23 protein-coding genes are annotated in these 25,204 nt (G+C 50.0%); 6 read left to right on the top strand and 17 right to left on the bottom strand.

Annotation, left to right across the window (positions count from 1 at the left end; genetic code table 11):
• Positions 1-85: 85 nt before the first annotated feature.
• A complete protein-coding gene (locus NE619_RS13295) occupies positions 86-2,200 on the bottom strand; it encodes an NAD(P)/FAD-dependent oxidoreductase (RefSeq protein WP_256132917.1) in 2,115 nt (704 codons plus the stop codon).
• Positions 2,201-2,333: 133 nt separating this feature from the next.
• The gene (locus tag NE619_RS13300) at positions 2,334-3,701 is read right to left on the bottom strand and encodes an aldehyde dehydrogenase (protein WP_256132918.1); all 1,368 of its coding nucleotides are present in this window, start codon (positions 3,699-3,701) and stop codon (positions 2,334-2,336) included.
• Between the two features lie 198 nt (positions 3,702-3,899).
• On the opposite strand from NE619_RS13300, the gene NE619_RS13305 reads away from it, so the two are divergent.
• From NE619_RS13305 to NE619_RS13315, 3 genes are all read left to right on the top strand, one after another.
• Positions 3,900-4,478 carry a TetR/AcrR family transcriptional regulator gene (locus NE619_RS13305; RefSeq protein WP_256132919.1) on the top strand — a complete coding sequence of 193 codons (579 nt, stop codon included), beginning with the start codon at positions 3,900-3,902 and terminating at the stop codon, positions 4,476-4,478.
• 25 nt (positions 4,479-4,503) lie between these two features.
• Complete coding sequence (locus NE619_RS13310; RefSeq protein ID WP_256132920.1) at positions 4,504-5,256, top strand: EFR1 family ferrodoxin; 753 nt, start codon at positions 4,504-4,506, stop codon at positions 5,254-5,256.
• An 867-nt stretch (positions 5,257-6,123) separates the two neighbouring features.
• On the top strand, positions 6,124-6,876 hold the full coding sequence (locus tag NE619_RS13315) for an EFR1 family ferrodoxin (RefSeq protein WP_256132921.1): 753 nt from the start codon (positions 6,124-6,126) through the stop codon (positions 6,874-6,876).
• A gap of 363 nt (positions 6,877-7,239) precedes the next feature.
• On the opposite strand, the gene NE619_RS13320 is transcribed toward NE619_RS13315, so the two are convergent.
• Positions 7,240-7,830 carry a TetR/AcrR family transcriptional regulator gene (locus NE619_RS13320; RefSeq protein WP_256132922.1) on the bottom strand — a complete coding sequence of 197 codons (591 nt, stop codon included), beginning with the start codon at positions 7,828-7,830 and terminating at the stop codon, positions 7,240-7,242.
• A 159-nt stretch (positions 7,831-7,989) separates the two neighbouring features.
• Between NE619_RS13320 and NE619_RS13325 the strand changes: the two genes are divergently transcribed.
• The gene (locus tag NE619_RS13325) at positions 7,990-8,874 is read left to right on the top strand and encodes a patatin-like phospholipase family protein (RefSeq protein ID WP_256132923.1); all 885 of its coding nucleotides are present in this window, start codon (positions 7,990-7,992) and stop codon (positions 8,872-8,874) included.
• Positions 8,875-8,893: 19 nt separating this feature from the next.
• Entirely contained in the window at positions 8,894-10,246 is a 1,353-nt protein-coding gene (locus NE619_RS13330; protein WP_330640760.1) for a radical SAM protein, read from the top strand.
• Between the two features lie 112 nt (positions 10,247-10,358).
• Here NE619_RS13330 and NE619_RS13335 read toward each other — a convergent pair whose 3' ends face one another.
• The 9 genes from NE619_RS13335 to NE619_RS13375 all read right to left on the bottom strand — a co-directional run bounded on the left by NE619_RS13335 (position 10,359) and on the right by NE619_RS13375 (position 19,790).
• Positions 10,359-11,063: a YjjG family noncanonical pyrimidine nucleotidase gene (locus NE619_RS13335; RefSeq protein ID WP_256132924.1), complete on the bottom strand. Its 705-nt coding sequence runs from the start codon at positions 11,061-11,063 to the stop codon at positions 10,359-10,361.
• Positions 11,064-11,158: 95 nt separating this feature from the next.
• A complete protein-coding gene (locus NE619_RS13340) occupies positions 11,159-13,753 on the bottom strand; it encodes an ABC transporter permease (RefSeq protein WP_256132925.1) in 2,595 nt (864 codons plus the stop codon).
• Positions 13,750-14,439, bottom strand: coding sequence for an ABC transporter ATP-binding protein (locus tag NE619_RS13345; RefSeq protein ID WP_256132926.1), 690 nt, complete (start codon positions 14,437-14,439; stop codon positions 13,750-13,752). Before NE619_RS13345 ends, NE619_RS13340 begins: the two co-directional genes overlap by 4 nt.
• 83 nt (positions 14,440-14,522) lie before the next feature.
• Positions 14,523-15,512, bottom strand: a complete 990-nt coding sequence (locus tag NE619_RS13350) for a sensor histidine kinase (RefSeq protein ID WP_256132927.1) — start codon at positions 15,510-15,512, stop codon at positions 14,523-14,525.
• Positions 15,499-16,185 (bottom strand): response regulator transcription factor, encoded by a 687-nt coding sequence (locus NE619_RS13355; protein ID WP_256132928.1) that lies wholly within the window; start codon positions 16,183-16,185, stop codon positions 15,499-15,501. The genes NE619_RS13350 and NE619_RS13355 overlap by 14 nt, the downstream gene beginning before the upstream one ends.
• A 67-nt stretch (positions 16,186-16,252) precedes the next feature.
• Positions 16,253-17,296 carry a helix-turn-helix transcriptional regulator gene (locus NE619_RS13360; protein WP_256132929.1) on the bottom strand — a complete coding sequence of 348 codons (1,044 nt, stop codon included), beginning with the start codon at positions 17,294-17,296 and terminating at the stop codon, positions 16,253-16,255.
• Between the two features lie 142 nt (positions 17,297-17,438).
• Positions 17,439-17,804, bottom strand: a complete 366-nt coding sequence (locus NE619_RS13365; protein ID WP_256132930.1) for a DUF6054 family protein — start codon at positions 17,802-17,804, stop codon at positions 17,439-17,441.
• Between the two features lie 24 nt (positions 17,805-17,828).
• Positions 17,829-18,470 (bottom strand): nucleotidyltransferase domain-containing protein, encoded by a 642-nt coding sequence (locus NE619_RS13370; protein WP_256132931.1) that lies wholly within the window; start codon positions 18,468-18,470, stop codon positions 17,829-17,831.
• Between the two features lie 12 nt (positions 18,471-18,482).
• Positions 18,483-19,790: a pyrimidine-nucleoside phosphorylase gene (locus NE619_RS13375; protein WP_256132933.1), complete on the bottom strand. Its 1,308-nt coding sequence runs from the start codon at positions 19,788-19,790 to the stop codon at positions 18,483-18,485.
• Between the two features lie 164 nt (positions 19,791-19,954).
• Between NE619_RS13375 and NE619_RS13380 the strand changes: the two genes are divergently transcribed.
• On the top strand, positions 19,955-20,488 hold the full coding sequence (locus tag NE619_RS13380; protein WP_256132934.1) for a methylated-DNA--[protein]-cysteine S-methyltransferase: 534 nt from the start codon (positions 19,955-19,957) through the stop codon (positions 20,486-20,488).
• Positions 20,489-20,572: 84 nt separating this feature from the next.
• Here the strand turns inward: NE619_RS13380 and NE619_RS13385 are convergent, their stop codons facing one another.
• From NE619_RS13385 to NE619_RS13405, 5 genes are read right to left on the bottom strand one after another with little or no spacing between them, the layout of a single operon-like run.
• Positions 20,573-21,745 carry a phosphopentomutase gene (locus NE619_RS13385; RefSeq protein ID WP_256132935.1) on the bottom strand — a complete coding sequence of 391 codons (1,173 nt, stop codon included), beginning with the start codon at positions 21,743-21,745 and terminating at the stop codon, positions 20,573-20,575.
• Between the two features lie 5 nt (positions 21,746-21,750).
• The gene (locus NE619_RS13390) at positions 21,751-22,452 is read right to left on the bottom strand and encodes a metallophosphoesterase (protein ID WP_256132936.1); all 702 of its coding nucleotides are present in this window, start codon (positions 22,450-22,452) and stop codon (positions 21,751-21,753) included.
• A gap of 14 nt (positions 22,453-22,466) precedes the next feature.
• Positions 22,467-23,732, bottom strand: a complete 1,266-nt coding sequence (locus tag NE619_RS13395; protein WP_256132937.1) for a DNA recombination protein RmuC — start codon at positions 23,730-23,732, stop codon at positions 22,467-22,469.
• A gap of 4 nt (positions 23,733-23,736) precedes the next feature.
• On the bottom strand, positions 23,737-24,741 hold the full coding sequence (locus NE619_RS13400) for a helix-turn-helix transcriptional regulator (protein ID WP_256132938.1): 1,005 nt from the start codon (positions 24,739-24,741) through the stop codon (positions 23,737-23,739).
• Complete coding sequence (locus tag NE619_RS13405) at positions 24,716-25,195, bottom strand: hypothetical protein (protein WP_256132939.1); 480 nt, start codon at positions 25,193-25,195, stop codon at positions 24,716-24,718. Before NE619_RS13405 ends, NE619_RS13400 begins: the two co-directional genes overlap by 26 nt.
• Positions 25,196-25,204: the final 9 nt, after the last annotated feature.

Below are 25,204 nucleotides of genomic sequence, written 5' to 3' on the forward strand. Positions count from 1 at the left end.
ATTTTCTCAAGTGAATTTCCTTCGCAAAAAGAGACATTTTCTCAAGTTATTGACACTCTACAGACATTCCTCCTCAACCCTGTTTTCACTGTAAGGCGCGAGCCAGTTCAAAGGCGCTGCCAGTGGCGTTTCCAATGCGTCCGGGTTTTACTGCGTCGCCGATGGGATAAAGCCGCTCAAAATGCCCCGCACATTCTTTTTCCAGTCCATTGCTGCTGCGTACGCCGATGGCAAGCACCGTATAATCGGCCTGGATTTCCTCCTGCACCTCATCCGTGCGGCGAAGATAGAGCATGCCTTCTCCGATGCGCTCCAGCTTTCTGCCCGGCAGGAACCGCACGCCGCCTTTTTCCAGTCGCTGAATCACATCCGATGCGTTGACGGGATATGCGCCGGGAGCAATCTCATCCGCCATCTCAATGATGGTGACAGTATTGCCCTGCTCCATTAAAAGCTCTGACGTTTCCAGGCCAGTCATGCCGGAACCTATAACCGCGACCTCTTTGCCAGTGTACTCCCTTTCTCCCGTTAGAATCGGCGTAACCGTGGTTACTGCCTCTGATTCGGAGCCGGGAATTCTCGGTGCCACCGCCTCTCCACCAGTGGCGAGGAACACCGCATAGGGTTGATAGCTGTCGATCAGCTGTCTGGTAGCCTGGGTATTGTATTGAATATCCACGCCCAGCCGCAGAGCCTGCCGGGTCAGATACTGGATCAGCCAGTCGATCTTCTCTTTGAGGGGCGGCGCTGCCGCAAGGATGAGCTGCCCGCCGGGAGCATCGCCTCGCTCCAATACGGTCACCTTGAAATCACGCGCCGCCAGCTCTACCGCTGCGGTCAGGCCCGCCGGTCCCGCACCCACGACAACCACTTGCCTTTGCCGGCCGTCCTTCGGCGCGGCGGAAGGAATTTTACTTTCCCGGCAGGCACGGGGATTGACCGCGCACTCCACCGGTTTACCGTTCATAATGTTTTCCTGAAAAGATTCCATGCAGCGCAGACAGCAGATGCACCTGTTGATGTCCTCGCTTCGTCCTTCCATAGCCTTTTTCGGCCACTTAGGGTCAGCCAAATAGGAACGCCCCATGGCAATGAAATCCTGCGTTCCCTCCGCCAGCTGCGCCTCCGCCTGCTCCGGCGTGCGGATCAGGTTGGCTGCGATGACAGGAATTTTGACCTGCTTCTTGACCTCTTTTGCCAGATACTTGCGCCAGCCAGGGGTAAAGCTGATGGGTTCACAGGAGGTCTGCGCCGTATCATAGTTGCCGCTGCTGACATTGAGTACGTCGATTCCGAATCCTTCCAGCCTCTTGGCCATCTCTACGCCCTCGTCCAGAGTGATGCCCTGGTCGGGATAACCGATCATATCGTAGAATTCTTCTACCGATAAACGCACGCTGATGGGAAAATCCGCCCCGCATTCCCTGCGAATGCCATCGATGATTTCTTTCAGGAAGCGCATACGGTTTGTAAGCGTTCCACCGTATTCATCCTCACGGCGATTAGTATAAGGGCTTAAAAACTGTTGGATCAGATAGCCATGGGCAGCGTGAAGCTCCACTCCGTCAGCCCCCGCCTTCTTTACCCGCTTGGCAGCGGAGACGAATTGATTGATCAGGGTCTTGATCTGTGAAAGGGTCAGTGGAACGGTACTCTGGTTGCGAATCGGATTTTCCCCAAGCCCGCAGGGAACATCACTGGGAGCCAGGAGGGGTTTCATGTAGCGCTTCATCCGCTTCACAGTTTTGGGGTCGTCCATGGCGGAAGCGTCAAACTTGCTGGTGGCCTTGAAATACAAATCCCAATAGTGGGGAATAATCCGCGCCATCCGCTCATTAAATTGCCACAGAGCCGGAAAAATAACCACATTCTGCCGCCCCGGGTGAAAGAGCTGAACGAACATTTTTGCTCCGTGGGCATGAACCCGCTCCACCGCTTTGCTCAGCGGCTTAATATACCGGTCGTGGGACATGGACAGCATGCTGGAATGGGAGACGGCATCCGTCTCATTGATGCGGGAACATTCCGTAATGATCAGTCCCGCTCCGCCGGCGGCCCTTTCTTCATAATAGGCGGCCAGAGCCTCGCTGACCGCTCCGTCATGCTCGGCAAGTCCCACGCACATGGCGGTCATGACCAACCGATTTTTAATCTCCACCGAACCAATATTCATTGATGTAAATAAATTAGGATATTCCATTTTTTCCTCCTCATAGTTAAATATAGTTTTCTTCTTAATCATCTCTTTTATAACCAGGCCATAACACGCCTTTTGCTGGCTAAAGTTACTATTATTTATTGTGACATTCTCTGATTCAAAATATACGGCACGCTCACTTCATCAGGAACCGAAGCAGCCTGCTTGCCTTATCTCCATAAGGCTGATATCGCATCGACAACTCGAACAGGCCGGATTTTTTATAGATTCCCTTTCTATGGCTAAAAGTCTCAAAACTGTGTATGCCGTGGTACGCACCCATACCGCTTTGGCCAACTCCGCCAAACGCAAGTCCCTCACAGGCAATATGGGAAATCGTATCATTGACGCATGCTCCGCCAAAAGAGAGACTGTTTAATACTTTTCTCTCTGTCTCTTTGCTTGTGGTAAACAGATAAAGCGCTAGTGGCTTTTCCCTCGCCTGCACAAAGTCCTCCGCTTCATCCAAGGTTCGAAAGGTAAGCACTGGGAGCAGCGGCCCGAAAATCTCCTCCTGCATCACCGGTGAATCCGGCTTCACATCCACAAGAACAGTCGGTTCTATCTTAAGCGTTTCCGGATCGGAACGTCCGCCGCTTTTGATCACCGTACCTTCCATAAGCCCTTGCAGGCGTTTAAAATGTTTTTGACTGATGATACGGGGATACTTGGAATTTGTGAGCGCATCTCGCACCATCCTTTGGCACTGCTCTGCAAATTCCCTGCAAAACTGTTCCGCTACAGTCTCATCTGCGAGTACATAGTCAGGGGCAATACAGATTTGCCCGCTGTTCATCACCTTGCCGTACGCAATGTTTTTGGCTGCCTCCCGTACATTTGCATCGGCTGTAATAATGCAGGGGCTTTTCCCTCCCAGCTCAAGGGTAACCGGGGTAAGATGCCGCGCAGCTTTGTCCATAACAGACCTGCCCACTGCCGTGCTTCCTGTAAAGAAAATGTAGTCAAACCGCTGTTCCAAAAGCCGTTCGCTCTCTTCTTTTCCTCCCAATACGACAGCCACGTATTCCTCCGAAAAAGCGCGGGCTACAATTTTTGCAAGCATATTCGAAGTGTGCGGAGATAACTCGGAGGGCTTCATTATACAGCAATTCCCGGCTGCGATGGCGCCGATCAGCGGCTGGATGGCCAAAGAAAGCGGGTAGTTCCAGGGGGATATAATGAGTGCGACTCCATAAGGCTCCGCCAGCTCATAAGCTTTCCCAGGCAATCCGGTAATTCCGACCTTTTTTCGAAGAGGCTTCATCCAGCCCTTTAGCTTGCGCTCCGCAAGACGGATCTGTTGAAGCGCAAGGCCATATTCCGTAATAAAAGTTTCGTAAGGCGACTTATTCAGATCCTCCAAAAGCGCCTGATTGATTTCTTCCTCATAATAAACGAGGGCTTCCCGGAGCGCCTTTAACGCATTGATTCGATAGGAATATTCTTTTGATTTTCCGGAGCAGAAAAAAGTCCGCTGCCGTTCCAATAATCTCTCATATTTCATCCTGACACCTCACAATTTTGCATTTGATTAATTATATAATTATAGTCTTGCAAATTATTTTTTCGCTTGTTTTGATTTTTACACTTGTCTAAAATTTGATTTTAGTTTATAATGGTTTTTACAGAAAGACAAGTGACAGAATAAAACGTATGAAAAAATTTAGACAAAAATGAAAAATTGTCAAAGGAGATACCAACTATGAAATATGACGTTTCGAAAAAACTGACGATCGGAGCCAGCCGCACCCTGCTTTCTCTCCAGCAGGCGATGCTGTCCTTTCTCTCCGAAAAATCCTTTGAGGAAATCGCTGTGGGTGAGCTGTGCGAGAGGGCCATGCTGCCCCGGGCTACCTTTTATAACTACTTTGATGACAAATACGATCTTCTTGAATACTGCTTCATGACCGCACGCAAGCAGCTGGACAGCGGCTGTCAGGATGAGGGAACATGTTCTGCACGCATGAATGCGCTTATGGAAAACTGTTTTGATTTTTTAGATCGGAACAAAGAGACTGTTGAAAAGGTTCTGAAAAATAACCACCCCAACCAATATCTCATCAATCAAATTCGCTTTTACCTGCTATCCAGCATGTCGGAAGCCTTTAAAAGCAACCCGGAGTCCCACCGGTTCAAGGTGCCCTGGGAGATGGCCGCCAATCTGTACAGTCAGGTTGTGTTGATCATTTTGGAGTGGAAATACCTGGATAAAAAGGAGTGTTCCAAAGAGCAGGCAAAGGAATATCTGCAGCAAATGGTCAGCGGAATCGACATACCATAAAAAAATAAAAAGGAGTGTATTTACTATGATTTTCTATTTCAGCGGCACCGGAAACAGCCAGCTGGCGGCGAAACAGATCGCGGCGCAGCTTGGCGATGAACTTATTTCCATCAATCAATGCCTCAAAACCGGCGGCGAAAAAAAGAGCTTTTTATCTGAGCAGCCTCTGGTATTTGTAGGTCCTACCTATGCCTGGCAGATGCCCAAGGTGATGGAGCAGTGGATTCGCGACACAACCTTTGAGGGCAATCCAAATGCCTATTTTATCCTCACCTGCGGCGGAAGCATCGGCAATGCCTCCGCTTATGCAAAAAAACTCTGTGAGCAGAAGAAGCTTCGTTTTCTGGGACTGGCACCGGTGGCCATGCCCAACAATTACGTAGCGTTGTCCAATACACCGGATGAAGCGGAATGCGCGGCTATTTTGGAAAAAGCCGAAAAGCAGATCGCAACCCTTGGCGCATTGATTCAAAAAGAAGAGCAGTTCCCCAATGCCGGAATTTCTTTAAAGGATAAGATAATCAGCGGGCCGGTCAATGCCCTGTACTATCCGCTCCTTGTTCGTGACAAAGGCTTTTCCGCGTCAGACGCCTGCACCTCCTGTGGAAAGTGCGCACTGAGATGCCCGTTAAACAACATCCATATGTCGAACGGGAAACCCGTCTGGAACGGCAATTGCACTCACTGCATGGCCTGTATCGGCGGCTGCCCTGCGGAAGCGATTGAATACAAATCCGCATCCAAGGGAAACCGAAGATATTACATTATGGAAGATTAGTCTGAAACGTATGTAGCTGCTGCACTGCAGGAACCGGCTCATATGAAACACTGCCCAAAAGGTAAATTGCTATTTTTATCAACATGCAGCGAAAAATCAGCTTCTTGTTGACCTTTTTTCAAGGATACAAGGCCTGAGCGCACAAAAACTCGGTCAATATGCGGTTTTGAACAGGAACAGAGCCCGCAAACCTTGAAAATACCTCAACAAGCAAACAGAAATGAACCCGTTGTTGAACAAATATGTACATTGCTAAAAAAAGGCTGAAACTTACAAATTGGTCCGATCGTGTAATTTGCGAGCCGCATCGAGTTGGTTGTGCAGTTTGCGACCAAATCCGGTTTTGAGCTTAAAATCCCGCGACCAAACAGGCAAAACTCGCAAGATGGTCGCAGAATCAATACAGTTTATTCCATATTTACCGAACCGGAACAGTCAAGAAGAGGACCTGGCGCTTTTTGCTTTGAGTTAGGCCGAAGCGGATAAAATATGTGGGTTTGCGGGTTTTACGGATTTATTTTTTGGAAATTTCCACTTAAGATTGACCGGCAAGGGTAAGAAACGTTGAAAAAAGATCCGCTCTTACCTATTTTTTTGGATAAACGATCCGGAAATGATTTAGTGCGTTACAATGCGAAATCGAATTCCCGCAAACCCACAACCTTGCACGATTTTTGCGAAAGGTTACCGCAGCTCGCAAGGTATACGATTCTACCCAATTTGTACGGCGTTGCCGTAAGGTGTAGAATCGTGAAGGATGCTCGACCTGGCTCGCATCCTATACGATATTCACCATTTGTACCGGCGGCGCCGCAAGGCACAGAATGGTGAAAGCAGTACAAATTATTGAGAAAGAGGGATACTTATATGGTTTTTTATTTCAGCGGTACAGGAAACAGCCAGCTGGCGGCAAAGCAGATCGCAGAGCAGCTTGGCGATGAACTTGTTTCTATTAATCAACATCTCAAAGATGGCGAAAAAAAGACGTTTCGCTCACAGCGCCCGCTGGTATTTGTCGCGCCTGTGTACGCCTGGCGCGTGCCGAAGGTGGTGGAGAAATGGATTTGCGATATGGAATTTGAGGGTAACAAAAACGCTTATTTTGTTCTGACCCGCGGCGGCAGCACCGGCGGAAACGCAGCAGCCTACGCAAAAAAACTCTGTGACAAAACCGGTATGGTTTATCAGGGCCTTGCTTCTGTACATATGCCGGAAAATTATATTGCCCTTTCCTCTGCCCCCAGCGAAAGCGAATGCGAGTCCATCATTGCCCGGGCAAAGCCTGTTTTTTCCCAGCTTGCAAGCCAAATCAGACAAGGCGAGCCTTTCACCGAGGCTTCGGTGTCCCTGGCAGACCGCTTAATCAGCGGTCCAGTGAATGTACTCTATTACCGTTTTTTCATCAAGGACAAAGGCTTCACCGTTTCCGATGCCTGCATTTCCTGCGGCAAATGCACCCGTCGATGCCCCTTAAACAACATCGACATGGTCGATGGAAAACCTGCATGGAAAGGCAACTGCACCCACTGCATGGCCTGCATCTGCGGCTGCCCTACTGAAGCGATCGAGTATAAATCCATCTCTAAAGGCAAGCGCCGCTATGATATTATGGAAGAATAGGAAAAAGAATAACCCTATCCAAATCGATATTGGTAATTAGTGGATAATGTCAAAATATCCAACTACTTAAAGCCCCTATGATACTTTCAGCAAAAAATTCGCTAAGACCTTTGTGAAAGTGTCAAAATAACGCAATCGAATCCGCTGGATTGATATTTAGCCGCTTTCGGTTCCCTAAATTCCTGTAAAAATATCAAAATTACGCTTACCTCTTTACATCCATTGACATTCGGGGTGCCCGTCCAAGGAAAAGGGCCGCGACCTGAATGAGCTTTTCCTTTACATCTATTGATATGTAGGCGTTAAGTGAGAGTGCGGTTCCCATCCTTCACGTATAGGCCGCCTCTCCTCCGGCAAAGCAGATTATCCTTCATCCCCTTCTGCTTTCGGCGGTGAAATCAGTTTATGAAGACCATAATATGCGATGTCGCCTACGATCTCCGCCAGCTGGTCGTCCGACATGGGAAGATCGCCCCGCAGCCACGCCAAATAAGTAGAAATGGTTCCGGAAGCGTAGAATTCCGCACAGATTTCCAGCTGCGCCCTCGGAATGTCCAGGCGCTCTCCCATGGTTTCGGTCAGGCTGACCTTAAGTATATCCTTAATCTGTCCCCATAAAAAAGCATAGGACGGTGTCCTGGCAATATGTTGATACAGCTCCAGATTGGCTTCTATCAATGCGTTCAGTGCCCGAAAGAGCGCCGCCATATCCGCAGTATCGTCAAAGAAATCGTTTTGTTCCAGATGCAGGATCAGCGCTTCCGTCTCCTGCCGTCCGAATTCATGAATAATATCTTCGATAGAATCATAGTGTAAATAGAACGTTTTTCTGTCAATATCCGCTCTCTGGGCGATTTCCGTTATGGTTATCTTTGGTGTTTCCTTTTCCAGGATCAGCGAAAGGTATGCCTCCCGAATGGCTTTTTTTGTTTTTTGTACTCTGCGATCTGTCATTTTCGACCCCACTTTTTATAAATTTGTGGAATAGTACCCACATCTGTATATTCTGGCAATTGAAAAAATCATCACTTCACATTATAATACCCATACGTAGAAAAATCAACAATTGGGACATCGTTGGTGCGCGCTAAGGCGGAAGGGAGATGAGAGACCATGGAGAAAACAGGCATTTGCGCCCAGGGAACGGGACTGGTGCTGGAGGGCGATGCACTGCGAGGCGTTTTTACGGCAGGCGTACTGGATTATTTCCTGAAAAAGGGTCTCAGCTTTCCTTATGCGGTGGGTGTTTCCGCCGGAGCATGTAATCTTCTTGGATACCTTTCCCGGCAGATGGGCTACATAAAAAACCGCATGCTCCCAAAAAAGGATTCCGCTGCTTCCCGACAGGGAATCGCGCCTCTGATCCGTACCCAAAAGTCTTTCAGCCCGGAGCAGCTTTTCTGCGAATACCCTCAGGATGAAGGTTCCTTCGATTACGAGGCCTTCTTTGCCTCCGAGACTTACAGCGAGTTCGGAGCCACCTGCTGCCGCAGCGGCCGGGTTGAATATTTTCACGAAGATCGCGACAGAGCAAGACTCAATACACTGGTTAAGGCTTCCAGTGGAATTCCTCTGTTCTCCCAGATGGTAAAGCTTGACGGGAATCGTTACCTGAGCGGCGAACTGTCCGGGATCATCCCGATCGAAAGGGCGATTCATCAGGGCTTTAAGCGAAACGTGGTCATTTTGACAAGAAACCGCGAAAAGGGTCCCCTGATGACATCCATGCAGCGGCGGATATATGAAAAGAACTACAAAAAACATCCCCGGCTGCTGGACGCGATTATTTCCTGCCCCGCCGCATACAGGGAGCAGATCCGCCTGCTGGAACGGCTGGAGGAGGAAAAACAGGTATTTGTCATCCGCCCGGAAGCTCCGGAAGTAAGGCGTTTCGAAACGGATTATGACACTTTGCAATCTTATTATTTGCACGGATATGAGACTGCAAAAAACTGCTGGTCCAGGCTGCAGGAATTTTTAAAAGGCCGGCAAGTATGAAAGCAAAGGAGAGAGAACTATGATGAATTTTAACGAAAGAATGAAAACCTTTGGATTTAACAAGGTGCTCCACTACCTTGAAAAAGATCCTGAAACCAATATACCAAAGCTGATGGAATTTGTTGACCATGTATTTCCAAAAGACGAGTTTGCTTCCCAGAGAGCCGCGATCCATAAGGCCATTGACGAGAAAAACAACTGGTACCAGCTGATTATGCGGGTCTACGATCTGGACCCCGAAACCAGAGTCACCTTCTTCCGCAACTTTATGCTCAACGGCAATCTGCTCAGCTGGCCGACTCAGGATGAAAACCGGGAGAAATACGGGTGCAACATCCCCTGGGCCATTCTGCTGGACCCCACTTCGGCCTGCAATCTCCACTGCACCGGCTGCTGGGCTGCCGAGTACGGCCAAAATCTCAACCTGTCTTTTGAGGATATCGACTCCATCATTACACAGGGCAAGGAGCTGGGTACATACGTTTACATCTACACCGGCGGAGAACCTCTGGTTCGCAAAGACGATCTGATCCGCCTATGCGAAAAGCACGATGACTGCATCTTCCTCTCCTTCACCAACGCGACTCTGATCGACGAGGCCTTTTGCAAGGAAATGCTGCGGGTAAAGAACTTTGTCCCCGCCATCAGTCTGGAAGGATTCGAAGAAGCCAACGACAGCCGCAGAGGTTCAGGTGTCTACAACAAGGTTATGCACGCCATGGAGCTTTTGAAAGAATATAAGCTACCCTTTGGAATTTCCACCTGCTATACCAGCCAGAATTACGATGACATCAGCAGCGAAGCCTTCTTCGACAAACTGATCGAGATGGGCGCGTTCTTTATCTGGTTCTTCCACTACATGCCGGTCGGCAAGGACGCGTCACCGGACCTGCTGCCGACACCGGAGCAGCGTATAACCGTATACGATCGGATTCGCTCGTACCGGCAGACCAAGCCCATTTTCTCCATGGATTTCCAAAACGACGCGGAATTCGTGGGAGGCTGCATTGCCGGCGGACGCCGTTACCTGCACATCAATGCCAATGGCGACGTAGACCCCTGTGTCTTCATCCATTATTCCAACGCCAATATCCACGACTGCACTCTGTTGGAAGCCCTGCAGTCGCCGATCTTCATGGCTTATCACGATGAGCAGCCATTTAACGGCAACATGTTCCGGCCTTGTCCAATGCTGGAGAACCCCGACATTTTGCCCCGCATCGTCAAAGAGACCGGAGCGCATTCCACAGATCCCCAGGCTCCGGAAGCTGCCGGGGAGCTATGCGCCAAGACCGCGCCTTACGCAGAAAAATGGACGCCTGCGGCTGAAAAGCTGTGGGCCGAAAGATTGGCAGAGAAAGCAGGAAAATAGCCTTCTTATACGAAAAGGGAGCTGTCATATGAAATGACAGGCTCCCTTTTTCATCTGGCTGTAGCCCGGAAGTCCAAATTCAGCTTTGCTTCTCCGCATCCGTCCTTTGACACTATGCGCCCTCCTCCACCAAAAGAATGGTTTCTAACTCCCGCAGTGAGGAAATAACATAGTCGATCTTCATGCCTTCCGGGACTGGAAGTCCGGCGGGATTGTACCAGCAGCAGCGGATTCCGGCATTGCCGCCTCCCGCCATATCGCTGGTAAGGGAATCCCCGATAATCATTGTCGCCTGCGGGTCATAGTCCGGGATCTTCTGAGCGCACAAATCGAAAAACTCTTTGCTGGGCTTTTCCGTTCCCATTTCCTCGGAAATAAAGATACCGTCCATCAAGCCGTAGAGCTGGCTGTCCCGCAGTTTTCCGTTCTGGGCAATACTGCTTCCGTTGGTTACCACATACTGCCGGTACTTTGCCGACAGCCTTTGACATAATTCCAGCGCATAGTCCTGCAAAACCGCGCTGTTTCCCAGCTCCTTCTGATAATCGTCGTTGAAACTCCGATAATCGATACCGTCAATTTCTAAGTATGCGAAAAAGTCTTCAAACCTGCCGATATACACCCGCTCCTTGGGAATTTCTTTTCTCTCAAAGCGCTCCCAGTAAGAGCGGTTACAGGCTTTATACCACTCAAACTGCTGCCGGTCAATGGATATCCCATAGTTTTCCAGGCACTGGTTCATACAGATTTCTTCGGATGTTTCAAAATCCAGCAGTGTGCCGTCAACATCCCATAACAACGTAGTAATCTCTGACATATTTCCTCCATCCGGTCAATTGCGTTCCTGTTCAGGCACATCCCAATCGTTGCCTATTGGCACAAGTATAGCATAAGCGCAGGCCAGCTGGCAAATCAAGTCATGTCATCCCGAAGCGAATCAATGATGTTTTCCTTTTTAATTTTGCTGACAGCATACATCATCGTAACAAAGATTACCAGAAATACGCTGAGCACGCTGATTCCCATGCTGGCCCATGGAAGTGAAAAGCTGATACTGTCGGCTCCTCCGACGAACATTCCCTTGTAGATCAGCCAAGAAGCAATGAATGCGATAGGGATTCCGAAAAGCAGTGCCCTGATGCCGTAAAAGGCACACTCAAAGCGCATCATTTTATTGAAATCCCGATCGGCCATCCCCACAGAGCGGAGCATGGCAAGCTCTCTGCGGCGCAGCTTGATATTGGTCGAAATCGTATTGAACACGTTGGCGACCGCAATCAGGGAAATCATAATGATAAACGTATAAGCAAACACATTGGCAATGAAAATATAGTTTCGATTCTCATTTAACATTTCAGATGTATTCATAAAGGTGTATGCTGCTGTGACGCCTGTACGTTCGATCATTGTCTTCATTTCAGCCGCCGACCGGGAAGGATTCTCTGACTGAAAGGTCAGGCCCTTAACTCTGGTATCTGCCGCTTCGTCGGAGGGAAGCATTTTTTCCATGAGCGAATAAGGCGCTATTATCGCTAACGTGTAGGTCCTCTGCTCGACGCTTCCGGGAATCGGCGGACTATCTGGCGGCACGAATTCGACGCAGGTAAGAGTTTCTTTTTTCGCTGCTGCCGTATTCGCTTTGCCCTCTGCCTGGGGGATCAGGGTAACCTTCTGAGAAGGTGTTTTGAACATATCCTTAAGCTGATGAACACCCTCGGCCTGACCAGTCTCATCTTCCATTTTGGCGACAGCAACCAGTTTGCCCTCTTTTCCGGTATATTCTTCCGCCGGCAGCTCCAGACTCTTGACGATTTTCAGATAGCTGCTGTCATCAAGAAATTGGATTTCCATGGGCAGGTTTACCGTTCTATCCGACGGACGCTCTCCCGCGGCTTCCCAGTAAGCATCGGAAAGCTGGTCCGCCCGGACCGTACAGGAATACTCTTTAATCGACTGATACGAACTTTTGTAAACGCCCTCGGCGGTTTTCAGTTTGCTATAAAGCCGGAGCATTTCACTGTCCTCCATATCCCGCGTGCCAAGGCCGATGTCATAGTCTGTGACAGCTTTTGTATGTTCCGCCATCTGTTTTAAATTGGATACAAAGGCGCTGGTGGATACAAACAGCACAATGCTTAAAACAAGCGACAGCACAATACTGCGGTAACGTTTTTTGTTTCTTTTAAAGTTCTTCAGGGCAAGGGTTCCTTCCAGTCCGCAAAGGCGCTGCGTCAGCTTGGATATTTTCATGGCCCGGGATTCCACCTTAATCTCATTGCTCTGGCGGATACACTCCATCACCGGTGTATTGGCCGCCTTCTTTGCCGGAATATAGGCTGAAATCAAGATGGTAACCATACTGACTATGGCTGCGCTGAGGATCGCCAGAAGAGACACGTTCAGGGTCAAAGGTACGCCGCTGTAGAGAATGTCTCCAAAATTCTTGGAAACAACGGAAATCACAAGCCCGATACTTCCTATGCCCACGGCGATGCCGATCGGGGTGCCGATCACGCCGATGCAAAGGCCTTCGAAAAGCACGGAATTCCGCAGCTGCTTTGCTGTGGCCCCCACAGAAGCGAGAATTCCGAACTGCTGTATGCGTTCATTCAGAGAAATATTGAATGCATTATAGATCAGAAAAACGGAGCCGATCATAATAATGGCCACTACAATGACTCCCACCGAATACAGCAGCGCATTGAACAGCTTGTCGCCCGCAGATTCGGAAATCCCCATGAAACGCAGCACATTATCATTAAAGATACAGCCATGGTTCCCGGCCGCGTCGCTTGCGTAGGAATGGACGTCACGCGGATTTTTCAGTTTAACAAACAAGCTGAAATCATTTGCTTTATCCCCAGTATCCGATTTTGTAATCAGCGTATGCCCCGGTGCGGATTCTCTTTCAAAATCCGGGGTTTTGCAGATACCGACAACCTTGTAGGTCCGCTTGCCCTCTGTCACCAGCATTTCGCCATTGGCATCATACGGGTCCGTTTGGCTGAGCTTCTCACCGCCCTTCATGCGGTTCCCTACGGAAAGGGAAAGTTTACTGCCTATGGCGATTTCCCCGCCGTCTTTTGCCGCAGTGCCTCCCGGAACAAGAATTTCCCTGCTGTTTTTCGGCATTCTGCCTGATAAAAGCGTAACGGGAAGTTCATGAAAGGTTTCATCGCTGAATCCGGCGATGAAGAAATACGGTTTGTTTTTATCTTTACTGTCATTACGTTCCCCATAGCCTATATTTTCAAAGGTTATGGTTTTCTCCACATCATGGCTGGCTGTCTGCTCCTGTACGAAAGATTTGTCCGCATCCAGAAAACCAACATGCCAATCGCCGTATTTTTGAGCTGCGCCCTTTTCCATATAATTCAACAGAGAAACGCCGAAGGTAACAACAGCTGTAATCATAGCGGCGGACAGAACCACGCCGATAATTGTCACAATCGTCCGCGCACGGCTCTTTTTCAAGCTTTGCACAGTAACCTTATTGAAAATGTTCATACCCGCGCCACCTGCCTCTCATCCCGCACCACTTTGCCGTCTGAGATGCTGATAATGCGGTCCGCCTGCAAAGCGATGTTTTCATCATGGGTGACAATAATCAGGGTTTGATGGTATTTCCTGTGGCTTTCTTTCAGCAAACGGATAATCTCCTGCCCGTTGCGGCTGTCCAGGCTGCCGGTCGGTTCATCGGCCAGCATAACGGCCGGCGCGTTCATCAAAGCGCGGCCAATGGCCACCCGCTGCTGCTGGCCGCCGGAAAGCTGGTTGGGCAGATGTGTTTTGCGGTCCTGCAGCCCAAGGAGATTCAGCAGGTCATCGAGCCGTTCTTTATTGACCTTCCGTTTATCCATAAGAATCGGCAGGGTAATGTTTTCCTCCACGTTCAGAGTAGGAATGAGGTTGTGGAACTGGTAGATGAGTCCTACCTGCCGCCGGCGGAAAATAGCCAGTTTTTCGTTGCTTTGGGCATATACGTCCTGCCCCTCCAAAAATACTTTTCCGTCAGTGGGTTTATCCACGCCGGCAATAACGTGCAGCAGAGTGGATTTTCCCGAGCCTGAGGAACCGATGATCGCGGTAAACTCTCCCCTTTGGATGGTGAGGGAAACGCGGTCAAGCGCAGTAACCTGACTGTCGCCTTTCCCATAGACTTTACATAGATTTTCAACTTTTAAAAACTCCATTATGTGAGCCTCCTTTTCCTGTGGTTTACCCATATAATAGAACTTTCAGCTTACAGCTCCGTGACTTTCAAGTGAGAGATCCGTCACTTTGGGAAACGTATGACAAATATGGCCCCGCCCTGGGGATGATTCTTCGCGGCAATGGTCCCGCCCTGCCGCATTATGATGGTCCTGCAGAGCGCCAGCCCGATTCCGTACCCTGCGGCAGTGGAATTTTTACCTCGGTAAAAGCGTTCAAACAGATGGGGCAAGTCTTCTTTTTTGAACCCCGGTCCGCTGTCATGGAGCATGATCTCCGTAAACAGCAGTGTATCCTCGCAAACAATCTCGATTTTTCCATGATCGCCCACACTCTGTATACAGTTCTTCATGAGATTTTCAATCGCCTCGGAAAGCCAGTCCGAATCGCCTTCAATGGCCGTCCCCTCGGGAACCCTTACCTGCAGATCAATATTGTGCAGCTCCATGGAAATGAGAAACGGGCGAAGAGCAGTATGAATCAGACGTTTTACATCAATCGGCTCACTTTGAAAAACCACGATACCGGCATCCAGACGGGACAGCTTTAGCAGAGAATTGAGCAGCCTGTCCATCTGCGCAAGCAATTCCTCCGCCTCCCGCAGCAAAGCTTTTCGTTTATTCTCATCAGGCTCGTTTCCCAAAAGCGATAGAATCAGATTTACCGATGTCAGCGGAGTACGAAGCTGGTGGGCGATATCGGCCAGCGAATCCGCAAGATGACCTTTTTCCTTTTTCAAGGCGTCATTTTGCTCCCGGATACGCAATACCATCTTTGTTATCTCGCTTTGCAGGATAGAGAGCTCCCCTTCCTCCCCGCCGCCGATATACAGGCGGTCAGTATTATGAAGCACCAGATCGATTTGGTCTGAAATCTGCGCAATACGTTTGTACCTCGCTTTTGTAAACACAAAAAATGCCGCCCAAAAGGCAGCGGCCGAAAGAAGCATCAGTATGCCCGCCGCCGGGCGGATGGAAAATCCGATTGCCGCCGTAACAGCGGTTATTCCAACGAACACCGCAGCAAATTGCCGAACCTCTTTATTTCGAAACATAGCTGCCTCCCAATCGGTATCCCGTTCCGCGAACGGTCAATATAATCTGCGGATTCGCAGGGTCATCCTCAATCTTCTCCCGCAGCCGTTTTATGTACACCGTCAGGGTGTTATTGTTAACAAACTCACCGGACGCGTCCCACAGTTCATCCAGAAGCCGGTCCCTGGTGACAATGGCTTTGGGATTATTGATAAAAATAAGCAGCAGGCGGTATTCCAATGGGGAAAGAAAAACTTCTTTCCCATCCTTCTCCACAAGGCCGCTGGCCGTATCGACCTGAAGCCCGCATATTTGAAAAACGGATGGGCCGCGTCCCGATTTTCGCAGGGCCGTTCCAATGCGTGCGATCAATTCACGCGGGCGAAAGGGCTTGGTGACGTAATCATCCGCTCCCATGTTCAGCCCGGTAACGACGCTCGCTTCATCGCCGGAAGCCGTAAGAAAGATCACCGGTATATTCTGTGTCTGTCGAATCTCCGTACAGACTGCGAATCCATTCCCGTCAGGCAGGGAAATATCCACCAGCGCCAGGTCAAATTTATCTCCGGCAAGCATGGCAATGGCCTCTGCCTGGGTAGACGCATGGTCAACGATAAACCCTTCTCCCCGCAGCAGAAGCACAAGATTTTTAGCGATTTCTTTATCATCTTCAACCAGAAATATCCGTTTCATCTATTTTTGCCATCCTTTCTTTTTCCGGCATTCGTTCCCTTTAGTCAATTATGATTTACTTAAAATCCTAAAGCTGAAAAGCCTTGATAATCCCCTGAAATTCCGGCTCTTTCCTGAGGAATTCCAAATCCGGGTCCGTACGCAGGCCGGCGACAAACCCGGAAATCATCTGCTCCGAATAAGCATAGCCCTTTTCATTATTTTTGATGTGTTTGTACAGCGGTGATTGGCTGATTCCCCAGGGCCGCCTCATAGCTAAAAGCAGATTTTTCAGCGCATCCATGCAGCGGGGAATATCCTTTAAGATTGCCGCAGTCTGAAACTCTGTCAGCCTCGGGAAAATATCCCATAGGTCATAGAACTCCGCCGTTTTTTCAGACAATGCCGTCAATCGTGAAAGCAGTCCTTTATCTTCCTCTGCCGCCGCAATCTTAACCATCATCAGAATCGCAGTTTCCAGCTCCTGAGCAGAACCTGCGATTTTCAGTTCCAGAATTTCCGCAGCCCTGGAAAACTCCTGCTGCTCAACATACAGGCCGGCGCGCATATAATCCGCGTCCATAGACATATCCGGCAGCTGGGAAAGCAGTGCTTCCGCCTGTTCATATTCCTTCCGTTCCATGCAGCGTCCGGCCAGCATCAGTTTCGCCTGATAGCTTATCTGCGGATCTGTACCCTGAGCTGCCCGCGCATACAACTGTTCCAGTTCGTTCTTATAAGGCTGTCTTTCCTCATCCGGCAGACAGATCAAAGCGCCTTCCAGCGTAACAGCCGTGTAAAACAGCAGCGGCGTACAGGCAGGATACTGGGCAATCTTTTCCATGGCCCTGCGGAAACCGGCTTCATAATCACCCTTCATCACTTGTTCGGTCAGCTCTGCCGTAAAGGCTTGGATTTCTTTTTCTGTCAGATTCTCCTGAAAGGACAGCAGCGTATTCAGGTCTGTCCCCAACAGCCGGGCCAGTGGTGAAAGCAGGGAAATATCCGGATAGGAAACCCCTTTTTCCCATTTGTTGACCGCCGGAGCGGAAACGCCCAGACAATGGGCCACCTGCTCCTGTGTCAGATTCTGTTCCAGCCTTTTGGCTTTTATAATTTCCTGCAGCTTCATCGAAAACTCCTTTCCCTTTCTGTGCATCAGCTTATTTCCATTGTAGCATTGGAGTTATCGAAAGGTTATTGAGCGTCTATTAAGATTTTCTCAAAAAACTTAACCAACAGTTAAATCCACTCCTTACCTGCCCGGAGCGGTTTCATCCTTTGCTCAGTCGGATCGGCCTGTATCCCATAATGATGGCTTTTGCCTGTTTCAGCATCCGCTCTTCGCCCTCCACACCAAAAGAAAGGTTTTTGAACAGCAAATTGTTGCTTCCGCCGGAAGTCATGACAGCGACTTTAAGCATGCCTCCGTATTCCAGAGTGGTGACATTCATCGTCAGCCAGTTGCCACCTTTCAGCGTATATCCCTCAAATACCTGGACACAGCACCTGACATTGTTGATCTTTGTCCTGAACTGATGTTTCAGCGATGAAAAGGCCCTGTGTTTCAGAACCGCGTTTTCCAGATAACGTGTGAATTCATCAATATTCCCCTGAATTTGCACAATATATTTTGCCATAAACGTACCCTTTCCCGCATCCGCTCAGTAATCGCCGATCCTCTTTGCCGACCAGTCCATCAGCAATTCCGAAAGGACTTCGAAATTAGCCCCGCAGTCCTTTTTCAGTTCTAAAACCTTTTGCTCGGATTCCCCCAGCAGCGGCAGCAGCTCGGCGTGCTTTCTGATATGCTGTCCAGTCCGGCAAAAATGCTCCGCCTGCATGACAAAGATCGCTGATTTGCAGAGCATCTCCAGCGCTGCAGGATCTTTTCCATGGAGGAAATTATGCACGCAGCCGTGATAAATGGCGCAGGCGCCCATGTGAACGGCCTGGGCGGCGCTGGTCTTTTCATCGAAAGAAATCAGCGTATCCAAGCTGCCGTATACGCTGATTGTATCGTAATAAAACTGGAACAGTTCACTCTGCTCCCAGTTTTGAATCTCCTTTTTCCCCGAAATAAAGCCGCACAGTCTGTCCCGCTGGGGCAGACCCTCGACGGTTTGGCGATACCTCTTTATGTCTTCAAAGGATAAGGTATCGAAAATAACCACTACGTCAATATCGCTGTCCGGTCCCGCTTCGCCCCGGGCCTGACTGCCCTGCAGTCCGATGAACAAAATCCGTTCTCCGAATTCTCCCAGCACCACCTTTTGAAATTGTTCAATCCACGTTTTAATGTCCATGGCTCCACTCCCTTACAGTCCGATTATTTCTTTTATCAGCGGTCTGGGCTCAGTCTTTGTATCGCTGATCTCATAAGCAGCTTCCAAATCTTTGGCTGCCGCGGCCGCCTTGGCTTCGTCGTTTCCATAAACCGTCGCCAAAAGCTCGCCTTCCAGCACCGCGTCGCCCACTTTCTTGTTTAAATAGATGCCGGCCGCCATATCAATGACATCGTCCTTTGTCGCCCGGCCCGCTCCTGCGTGCTGAGAGGCGACTCCCACCTGACGGGCCCTGATTTTCTCAATGAATCCATCGGAGGGGCTGGTGACTTCCACAGCAAAGGTATGCTGCGGGAAAAGAGTCGTATCTTCCAGGATAGCCGGATCGCCGCCCTGTCCCTGGATAAAGAGGCGCATCTTTTCCAAAGCCGAGCCGTTTCTCAGACTTTCCTTTGCCATCTCATGGCCCTGCTCCGGCGAATCCGCTTTTCCTCCTGCATATACCATGATCCCCGCCAGGGTCTCCGAAAGCCGGGTTATATCCGCAGGTCCGTTGCCTTTCAGAGTCTCGATGGCTTCGATAACCTCCAGGCTGTTTCCCACGGCCCGGCCCAGCGGCTGGTCCATATCTGTGATTACCGCTATGGTCCGTTTTCCGTCGGAATTGCCGATCTCAACCATCAGCTGTCCCAGCTGTCTCGCTTCTTCCAGATTTTCCATGAAGGCTCCGTCGCCGCACTTCACATCCAATACGATGGCATCGCTGCCGGAAGCCAGCTTTTTGCTCATGACGCTGGAGGTGATCAGGCTGAGGTTTTCCACTGTCCCCGTCACATCCCGCAAAGCATAGATTTTTTTATCTGCCGGTGCGATGCTGCCGGTCTGTCCGATAACGGAAATACCGTTTTTATTCACCAGATCCATGAATTCCTGTTCTTCGAGAGTCGTTTTGAATCCCGGTATGGATTCCATCTTGTCCACTGTACCGCCGGTGAAACCCAGGCCCCTGCCGCTCATTTTGGCAATGGGCACGCCGCAGGCCGCAGCCATCGGTCCTACGATCAGAGTGGTCTTGTCCCCCACGCCGCCGGTGCTGTGCTTATCTACTTTCACGCCTTTAATTGCCGAAAGATCCACAATATCTCCCGAATCCCGCATAGCCGTTGTCAGCGCGTAGGTCTCTTCTTTATCCATGCCCTTAAAATATATGGCCATCAATAAAGCCGACGCCTGATAATCGGGGATCTCTCCCTTGGTATATCCGGTCACGAAATATTGGATTTCTTCTTTGGACAGTACGCCGCCGTCCCGCTTTTTTATAATAATATCGTTCATATTCATCTTCGCTTTCCCCCTGTTTGAATTTTCTTTTCTATCATATCATACTTTTTCAGCATATTGCGATACTATAAAGCTCAAAACTATGATAATATCATAATATGGACATAAAAACAGGTCAAGGCAGATTATGCCATTGACAGTAAATTTCTGGAGGTGTTGAATTTATGCAGTACACGACCACTTATCAGTCACCCTTCGGCGGTATTCTCCTGGCAGCTGACAATATCGGCCTTATGGGACTTTGGTTTGAAGGTGAAAAATTTTATGCGAAAAGCCTTGACCCCGAGCACAAAGAGGCGGATCTTCCTGTTTTCAAGCAGACAAAAACCTGGCTCGATACCTATTTCTCAGGCGAAGAACCTGATTTCACACCGCCTTTACATATGATCGGTTCACCTTTCAGGCTGGCAGTCTGGAAGATTCTGCAGCAGATCCCATATGGAGAAACCACCACCTACGGCGAAATCGCTAGAATAATCGCAAAGCAGAAAGGGTTGCCCCAAATGTCGGCCCAGGCTGTGGGCGGCGCGGTCGGGCATAATGAAATTTCCATTATCGTCCCCTGCCATCGTGTTGTCGGTACAAACGGAAGTCTCACCGGCTATGCCGGCGGTATTGATAAAAAGCTGAGGCTGCTTACTCTGGAAGGCGTTAATATGTCGCAGTTTTTTGTTCCCAAAAAGGGTACTGCTCTGTAAACGGAATAAGCTTTTAACAGCAAGAGGCGCTTCCTGCCCAAAGCGCCTCTTTTGATATTTTTACGATTTTCGTTGAACCATGGCTCACCTTTTGATTTCACTCAAAAAGCTCTCGCCGATGGCAGTTTTCTCCGCACCCAGCAGCTCACAGACCGTTGCTCCGATATCGGCAAAGGAATCCCGGATTCCCAGATCAACGTTTTCCCGGACTTCCTTTCCGGCAATCACCACCGGAACGTGTTCCCTCGTATGGTCCCAGCCGCTGTGCACCGGATCGTTGCCGTGGTCCGCGCAGAGGAAGAGTACATCGCTGTCCTTCATAGCGGCGAGAATCTCAGGAAGCCGGCGGTCAAATTCTTCGATGGCCTTTCCATACCCTTCCGGATCTCTTCTGTGGCCGTACTTGGAATCAAAATCCACCAGATTGGTGAAGATCAGTCCTTCAAAATCCATATTTAAAGCTTCGATGGTCTTATCCACTCCGTCCATATTGCTCACCGTATGGACGGATTTTGTAATTCCTCTGCCGTCAAAGATATCGCGGATCTTGCCGATGGCATAGGTCTCCTTTCCCAGCGCCGCCGTATGGTCCAGCATGGTGGCCGACGGAGGCGAAACCGCGTAATCTTTTCGGTCCGCTGTTCTGGTCCGCTTGCCATTCTCCAGAACATAGGGGCGGGCGATAACCCGACCGCAGGACCAGTCGCCCTGCAGCATCTCCCTGGCCGTCTCGCAGATGTGATACAGCTCTTCCAGCGGGATCACGTCCGTATTGGCCGCGATTTGAAAAACGCTGTCTGCGGAAGTATAGACGATGGGACGCCCCGTGTCTTCGTGTTCAGGCCCCAGATCTTCTATGATAACGGTTCCGGAGGCCGAATAATTTCCCAGCACCTTCCGCCCGATAGCTTTCTCGAATTTTTCGATGAATTCCCCGGGAAATCCGTCCGGATAGGTTTTAAAGGGCACCTCTGTATAAAGCCCTGCTATTTCCCAATGGCCGGTAATGGTGTCCTTGCCCTTGGATTTTTCCCGGAGCTTTCCGAAAGCTCCCGCAGGCTTGTCGACCGCGAACCTTTCTCCGGCTGCGCCGGGCACATTGCCAAAACCCAAAGCCTGCAGATTCGGTATGGAAAGCTGCGGATATTCCCGGGCAATATGCCCCAGGGTGTCCGCGCCTTTATCTCCATAAAGCTGCGCGTCAGGAAGCTCTCCCACGCCCAGACTGTCCAATACGATAATTGCCGCTCGTTTCATATTAATCACTCCTTTATCAGCACAGGCCTGCAATTGAGATAATCCAAAGAGACCAGCCTGTACGCTACCCCGTTATATGTTCCCTGCAGGCCGTTTTTAAAGGCATCCTGGCCATGAAGATGGCCGTACACCACCTGACGGACGCCTGCCTGCGCGAAAGCCTCTGTGAATCCCGAGCCCGCGGAAGGCCCCGCGGACGGAGGATAATGAAGGACGCCGATGATGTTGTCCTTTGCTCCTTTTGATCTGGCATCCTCAAGGGACATATCCAGCCTCAGAAGCTCCCTTTTATAGATCTTCTCATCCTGCCCTGTAAAATCGTCGTTTCCCGGGCATATCCAGCCCCGGCTGCCGCACAGGAAATAGCCTTCCGCTTCGTAAGACGTATTCTGTACAAATCTTATCGAATCGTAAAGGCTGTTGAGTTTGCCGATCCCGCTCCACCAGAGATCGTGATTCCCCTTGAAAATGACCTTTTTCCCCGGCAGCCCATCGATCCACTCCAGATCGGGAATGGCTTCGGAAAGCTTGAGCCCCCAGGAAATATCGCCGGCCAGGATGATGGTATCCTCCGGCCTGATCAATTCCAACCAGTTGTTTTTCAGTTTTCTTGCGTGATCGGTCCACACGCTGCCGTATATGTCCATGGGCTTTTCAACGCCCGGAGCAAAGGACAGGTGCAGATCGCCGATAGCATAAATGCTCATGTCGAATAGCTCCTTCAGTCAATGTCATCGGTAAGATCCAAAAGCTTCTTGCTGTCTTCCTCCGCCAGATTGGAGACGCCGCGCAACTTGCGCTGGATGCTTCGTGTTCTTGTCCCAATCAATTTGTCCAGCTCCGCATTGGCCTGGTTGATTCGATTCTGCGTGGCCGCCAGCACATCTCCGAATTTATCGAATTCCGTTTTCACCGCTCCCAGAACATCCCATACCTGGCTGGAATGTTTCTGAATCGCCAGGGTCTTAAAGCCCATCTGCAGACTGTTGAGAAGAGCGGCCATGGTGGTGGGTCCCGCAATGTTGATCTTGTAGTCCCGCTGCAGGGTCTCCACAAGTCCCCTGCGCACCACTTCCGCGTAAAGTCCCTCAAAGGGAAGGAAGAGAATCGCGAAATCCGTCGTTGCCGGCGGTTCCACATATTTGTCATGAATATCCCTGGCCGACTTTTTCACCGCCCGCTCCAGAAGCTTTCCTGCTTCCTGGACCATCAGCGGATCCCCTCCGTCATAAGCGTCCATCAGATTGGCATAGACATCGGCGGGAAATTTGGCATCGATGGGAAGATATACGGGTCTGTCGCCCTCACCGGGAAGGCGGATGGCAAACTCTACCCGTTCCGTTCCCAAAGGCCTGGTGCGAACGTTTTCTTCATATTGATCAGGGGCCAGTATCTCCTCCAGAATCGCGCCCAGCTGGATCTCTCCCAGAATGCCCCGCGTCTTCACATTGGAAAGCACTTTTTTCAGATCGCCCACCCCGGAAGCCAAAGTCTGCATCTCTCCCAGACCTTTGTACACCTGCTCCAGCCTTTCGCTCACCAGCTTGAAGGACTGGCTGATGCGTGCCTCCAAAGTCTTCTGCAGTTTTTCATCCACTGTGTCCCGCATCTGTTCCAGCTGCCGGTTGTTGTCAGCGGTGAGGGCGTTGAGCCTCGCCTCCATGGTCTGCCTGATGTGCTCCATCTTCTGTTCGTTCTGCATGGTCATATTGGCAAACTGACGGTTCATCTCCGCCAGCCGTTTATCCTGCGATTCCGCCGATCCCCGCTGGTTGACGGAGATCATCTCTCCCAGAGCTTTGACGCTGCTTTGAACCAGCTGCAGAGTTTCCTGCCTGGAAGCATGAATCTGCTGTTCCAGATCGCGCTTCGTTTCCTTAATCAGCTGTGCCTGCGCGCCGGAACGCCCCATGGCGCCGATTTTCAGCAGAACAAAGATCATCAGTACGACAGCTGCCAGTGCCGCCGCCAATGTGATATATTCCATAAAATTACCTTTCGTATTTATCGTTGATTGCTTTCACCCGCTCGGCCACCTGCTGCCGCAGGCTTTCGGGAGAAAGGACCTCCACGCTGCCGCCGAATTGAATGGCCCAGTAGGCAATGGCCTGCTCGTTGGCTCTTACCCGAACCAGGTAGCCGTCTGTTTCCCGGGAAATATCGATATCTTTTCCCAGCCAGTCTATGGCATCGTTGATTCCCCATTCCTCCACCTTCAGGGTGATGAGAGAGGATTTTCCGGAAAACATGTACAGATGTTCCGCCATATGCGTCGGAAGATCCAATCCGTTTTTCAGCTCTTCCACCTCTTCCTGGGGCTTTACCTCCAGGTCTAGAATTTCCGTGTCAGTGATCTTTTCAACGCGGAAATGGGTGACATTGCTATATTTATCCACATTGCCAATCAAATAGTAGCGGCCGTTGGCGACGACGATCTGATAGGCATTGACCAGATGCTTGCTCTGGGTGGTATGATGCAGCTTTTTATCCGGCCCGTATTTATTATAGAAAAAAGAAATTTTCCGTTTTTCTTCAATGGCCCTGCTGATCTGCTCAATCGTGTAAAAAAGTTCATTTCCCGGGTCATGCTCCATCCTCTCGATATTATGAACATGGCGCATCTGTTTTTTAAAATGAATGCTGGACTGGCTGATCAGCTTTTCGATCAGCTCTCCGGCCTGCTTTTCCGGGATATGCCGTGAAGCCATCACGCTGTCCACCAGCAGGCGCAGTTCGCCGTCGGCAAACTGGCGGCCAGCAAGAAACCATCCCTTCTTAGTGTGGCGGATTTCGTATCCCATATCCTGCAGATCGCCCAAATTTCTGGATACGGCCTTTCTTTCACAGGTAACCCCGAAATCCCGCTCCATGATTTCTATGATCTCCTTCTGCATGAGAGGATGGTCGGAATCCGAATATTTCCGCAGGATCTCCAGAATATAGAGGATATAGAGCTTTTTAACCTGTCCTTTATTCATCGGAATCTTCCCTGTCATCCAGGACGTACTCCTCCGTATAGTCCGTGTACACCATATCCAGGTCGTGAAGCGCTCCATTGGCAGCCTCTTTGTACTGCTGTACTTTGGCGAAGATTTCCTTATAAGTTGAAAACTTTGCCGGTTCCTTCATCGACTTCTTTTTGAGAAAGACCTGCAGCTGCACATAGGCGTCGCACAGGCCGTTGAACATGGCCAGCGCCCGGTTGAAGCGTTCTGCCACCTCCCTGGATTCTTCATCGTCCGCATCGATTTCGATGTCATTCACATTGATATCCTGCGCCGTTCTCTTACACTCTTTCAGCTTGGCGATGTTTCCGTCATAATCCTTTTTGCGGATAATGCTGCGGAACTGAGAATCGTTGATAATCTGCTGCTCAGCCTCTTTAAATTCTTCCACTGCGTCTATGTAAAAATGTTCAATTCTCTCTATCAGTGTTCTGTAGTCAGACATTCTTTTCCT

The organism is Anaerovorax odorimutans (genome assembly GCF_024459955.1).
Taxonomy (GTDB): domain Bacteria; phylum Bacillota; class Clostridia; order Peptostreptococcales; family Anaerovoracaceae; genus Hominibacterium; species Hominibacterium odorimutans_A.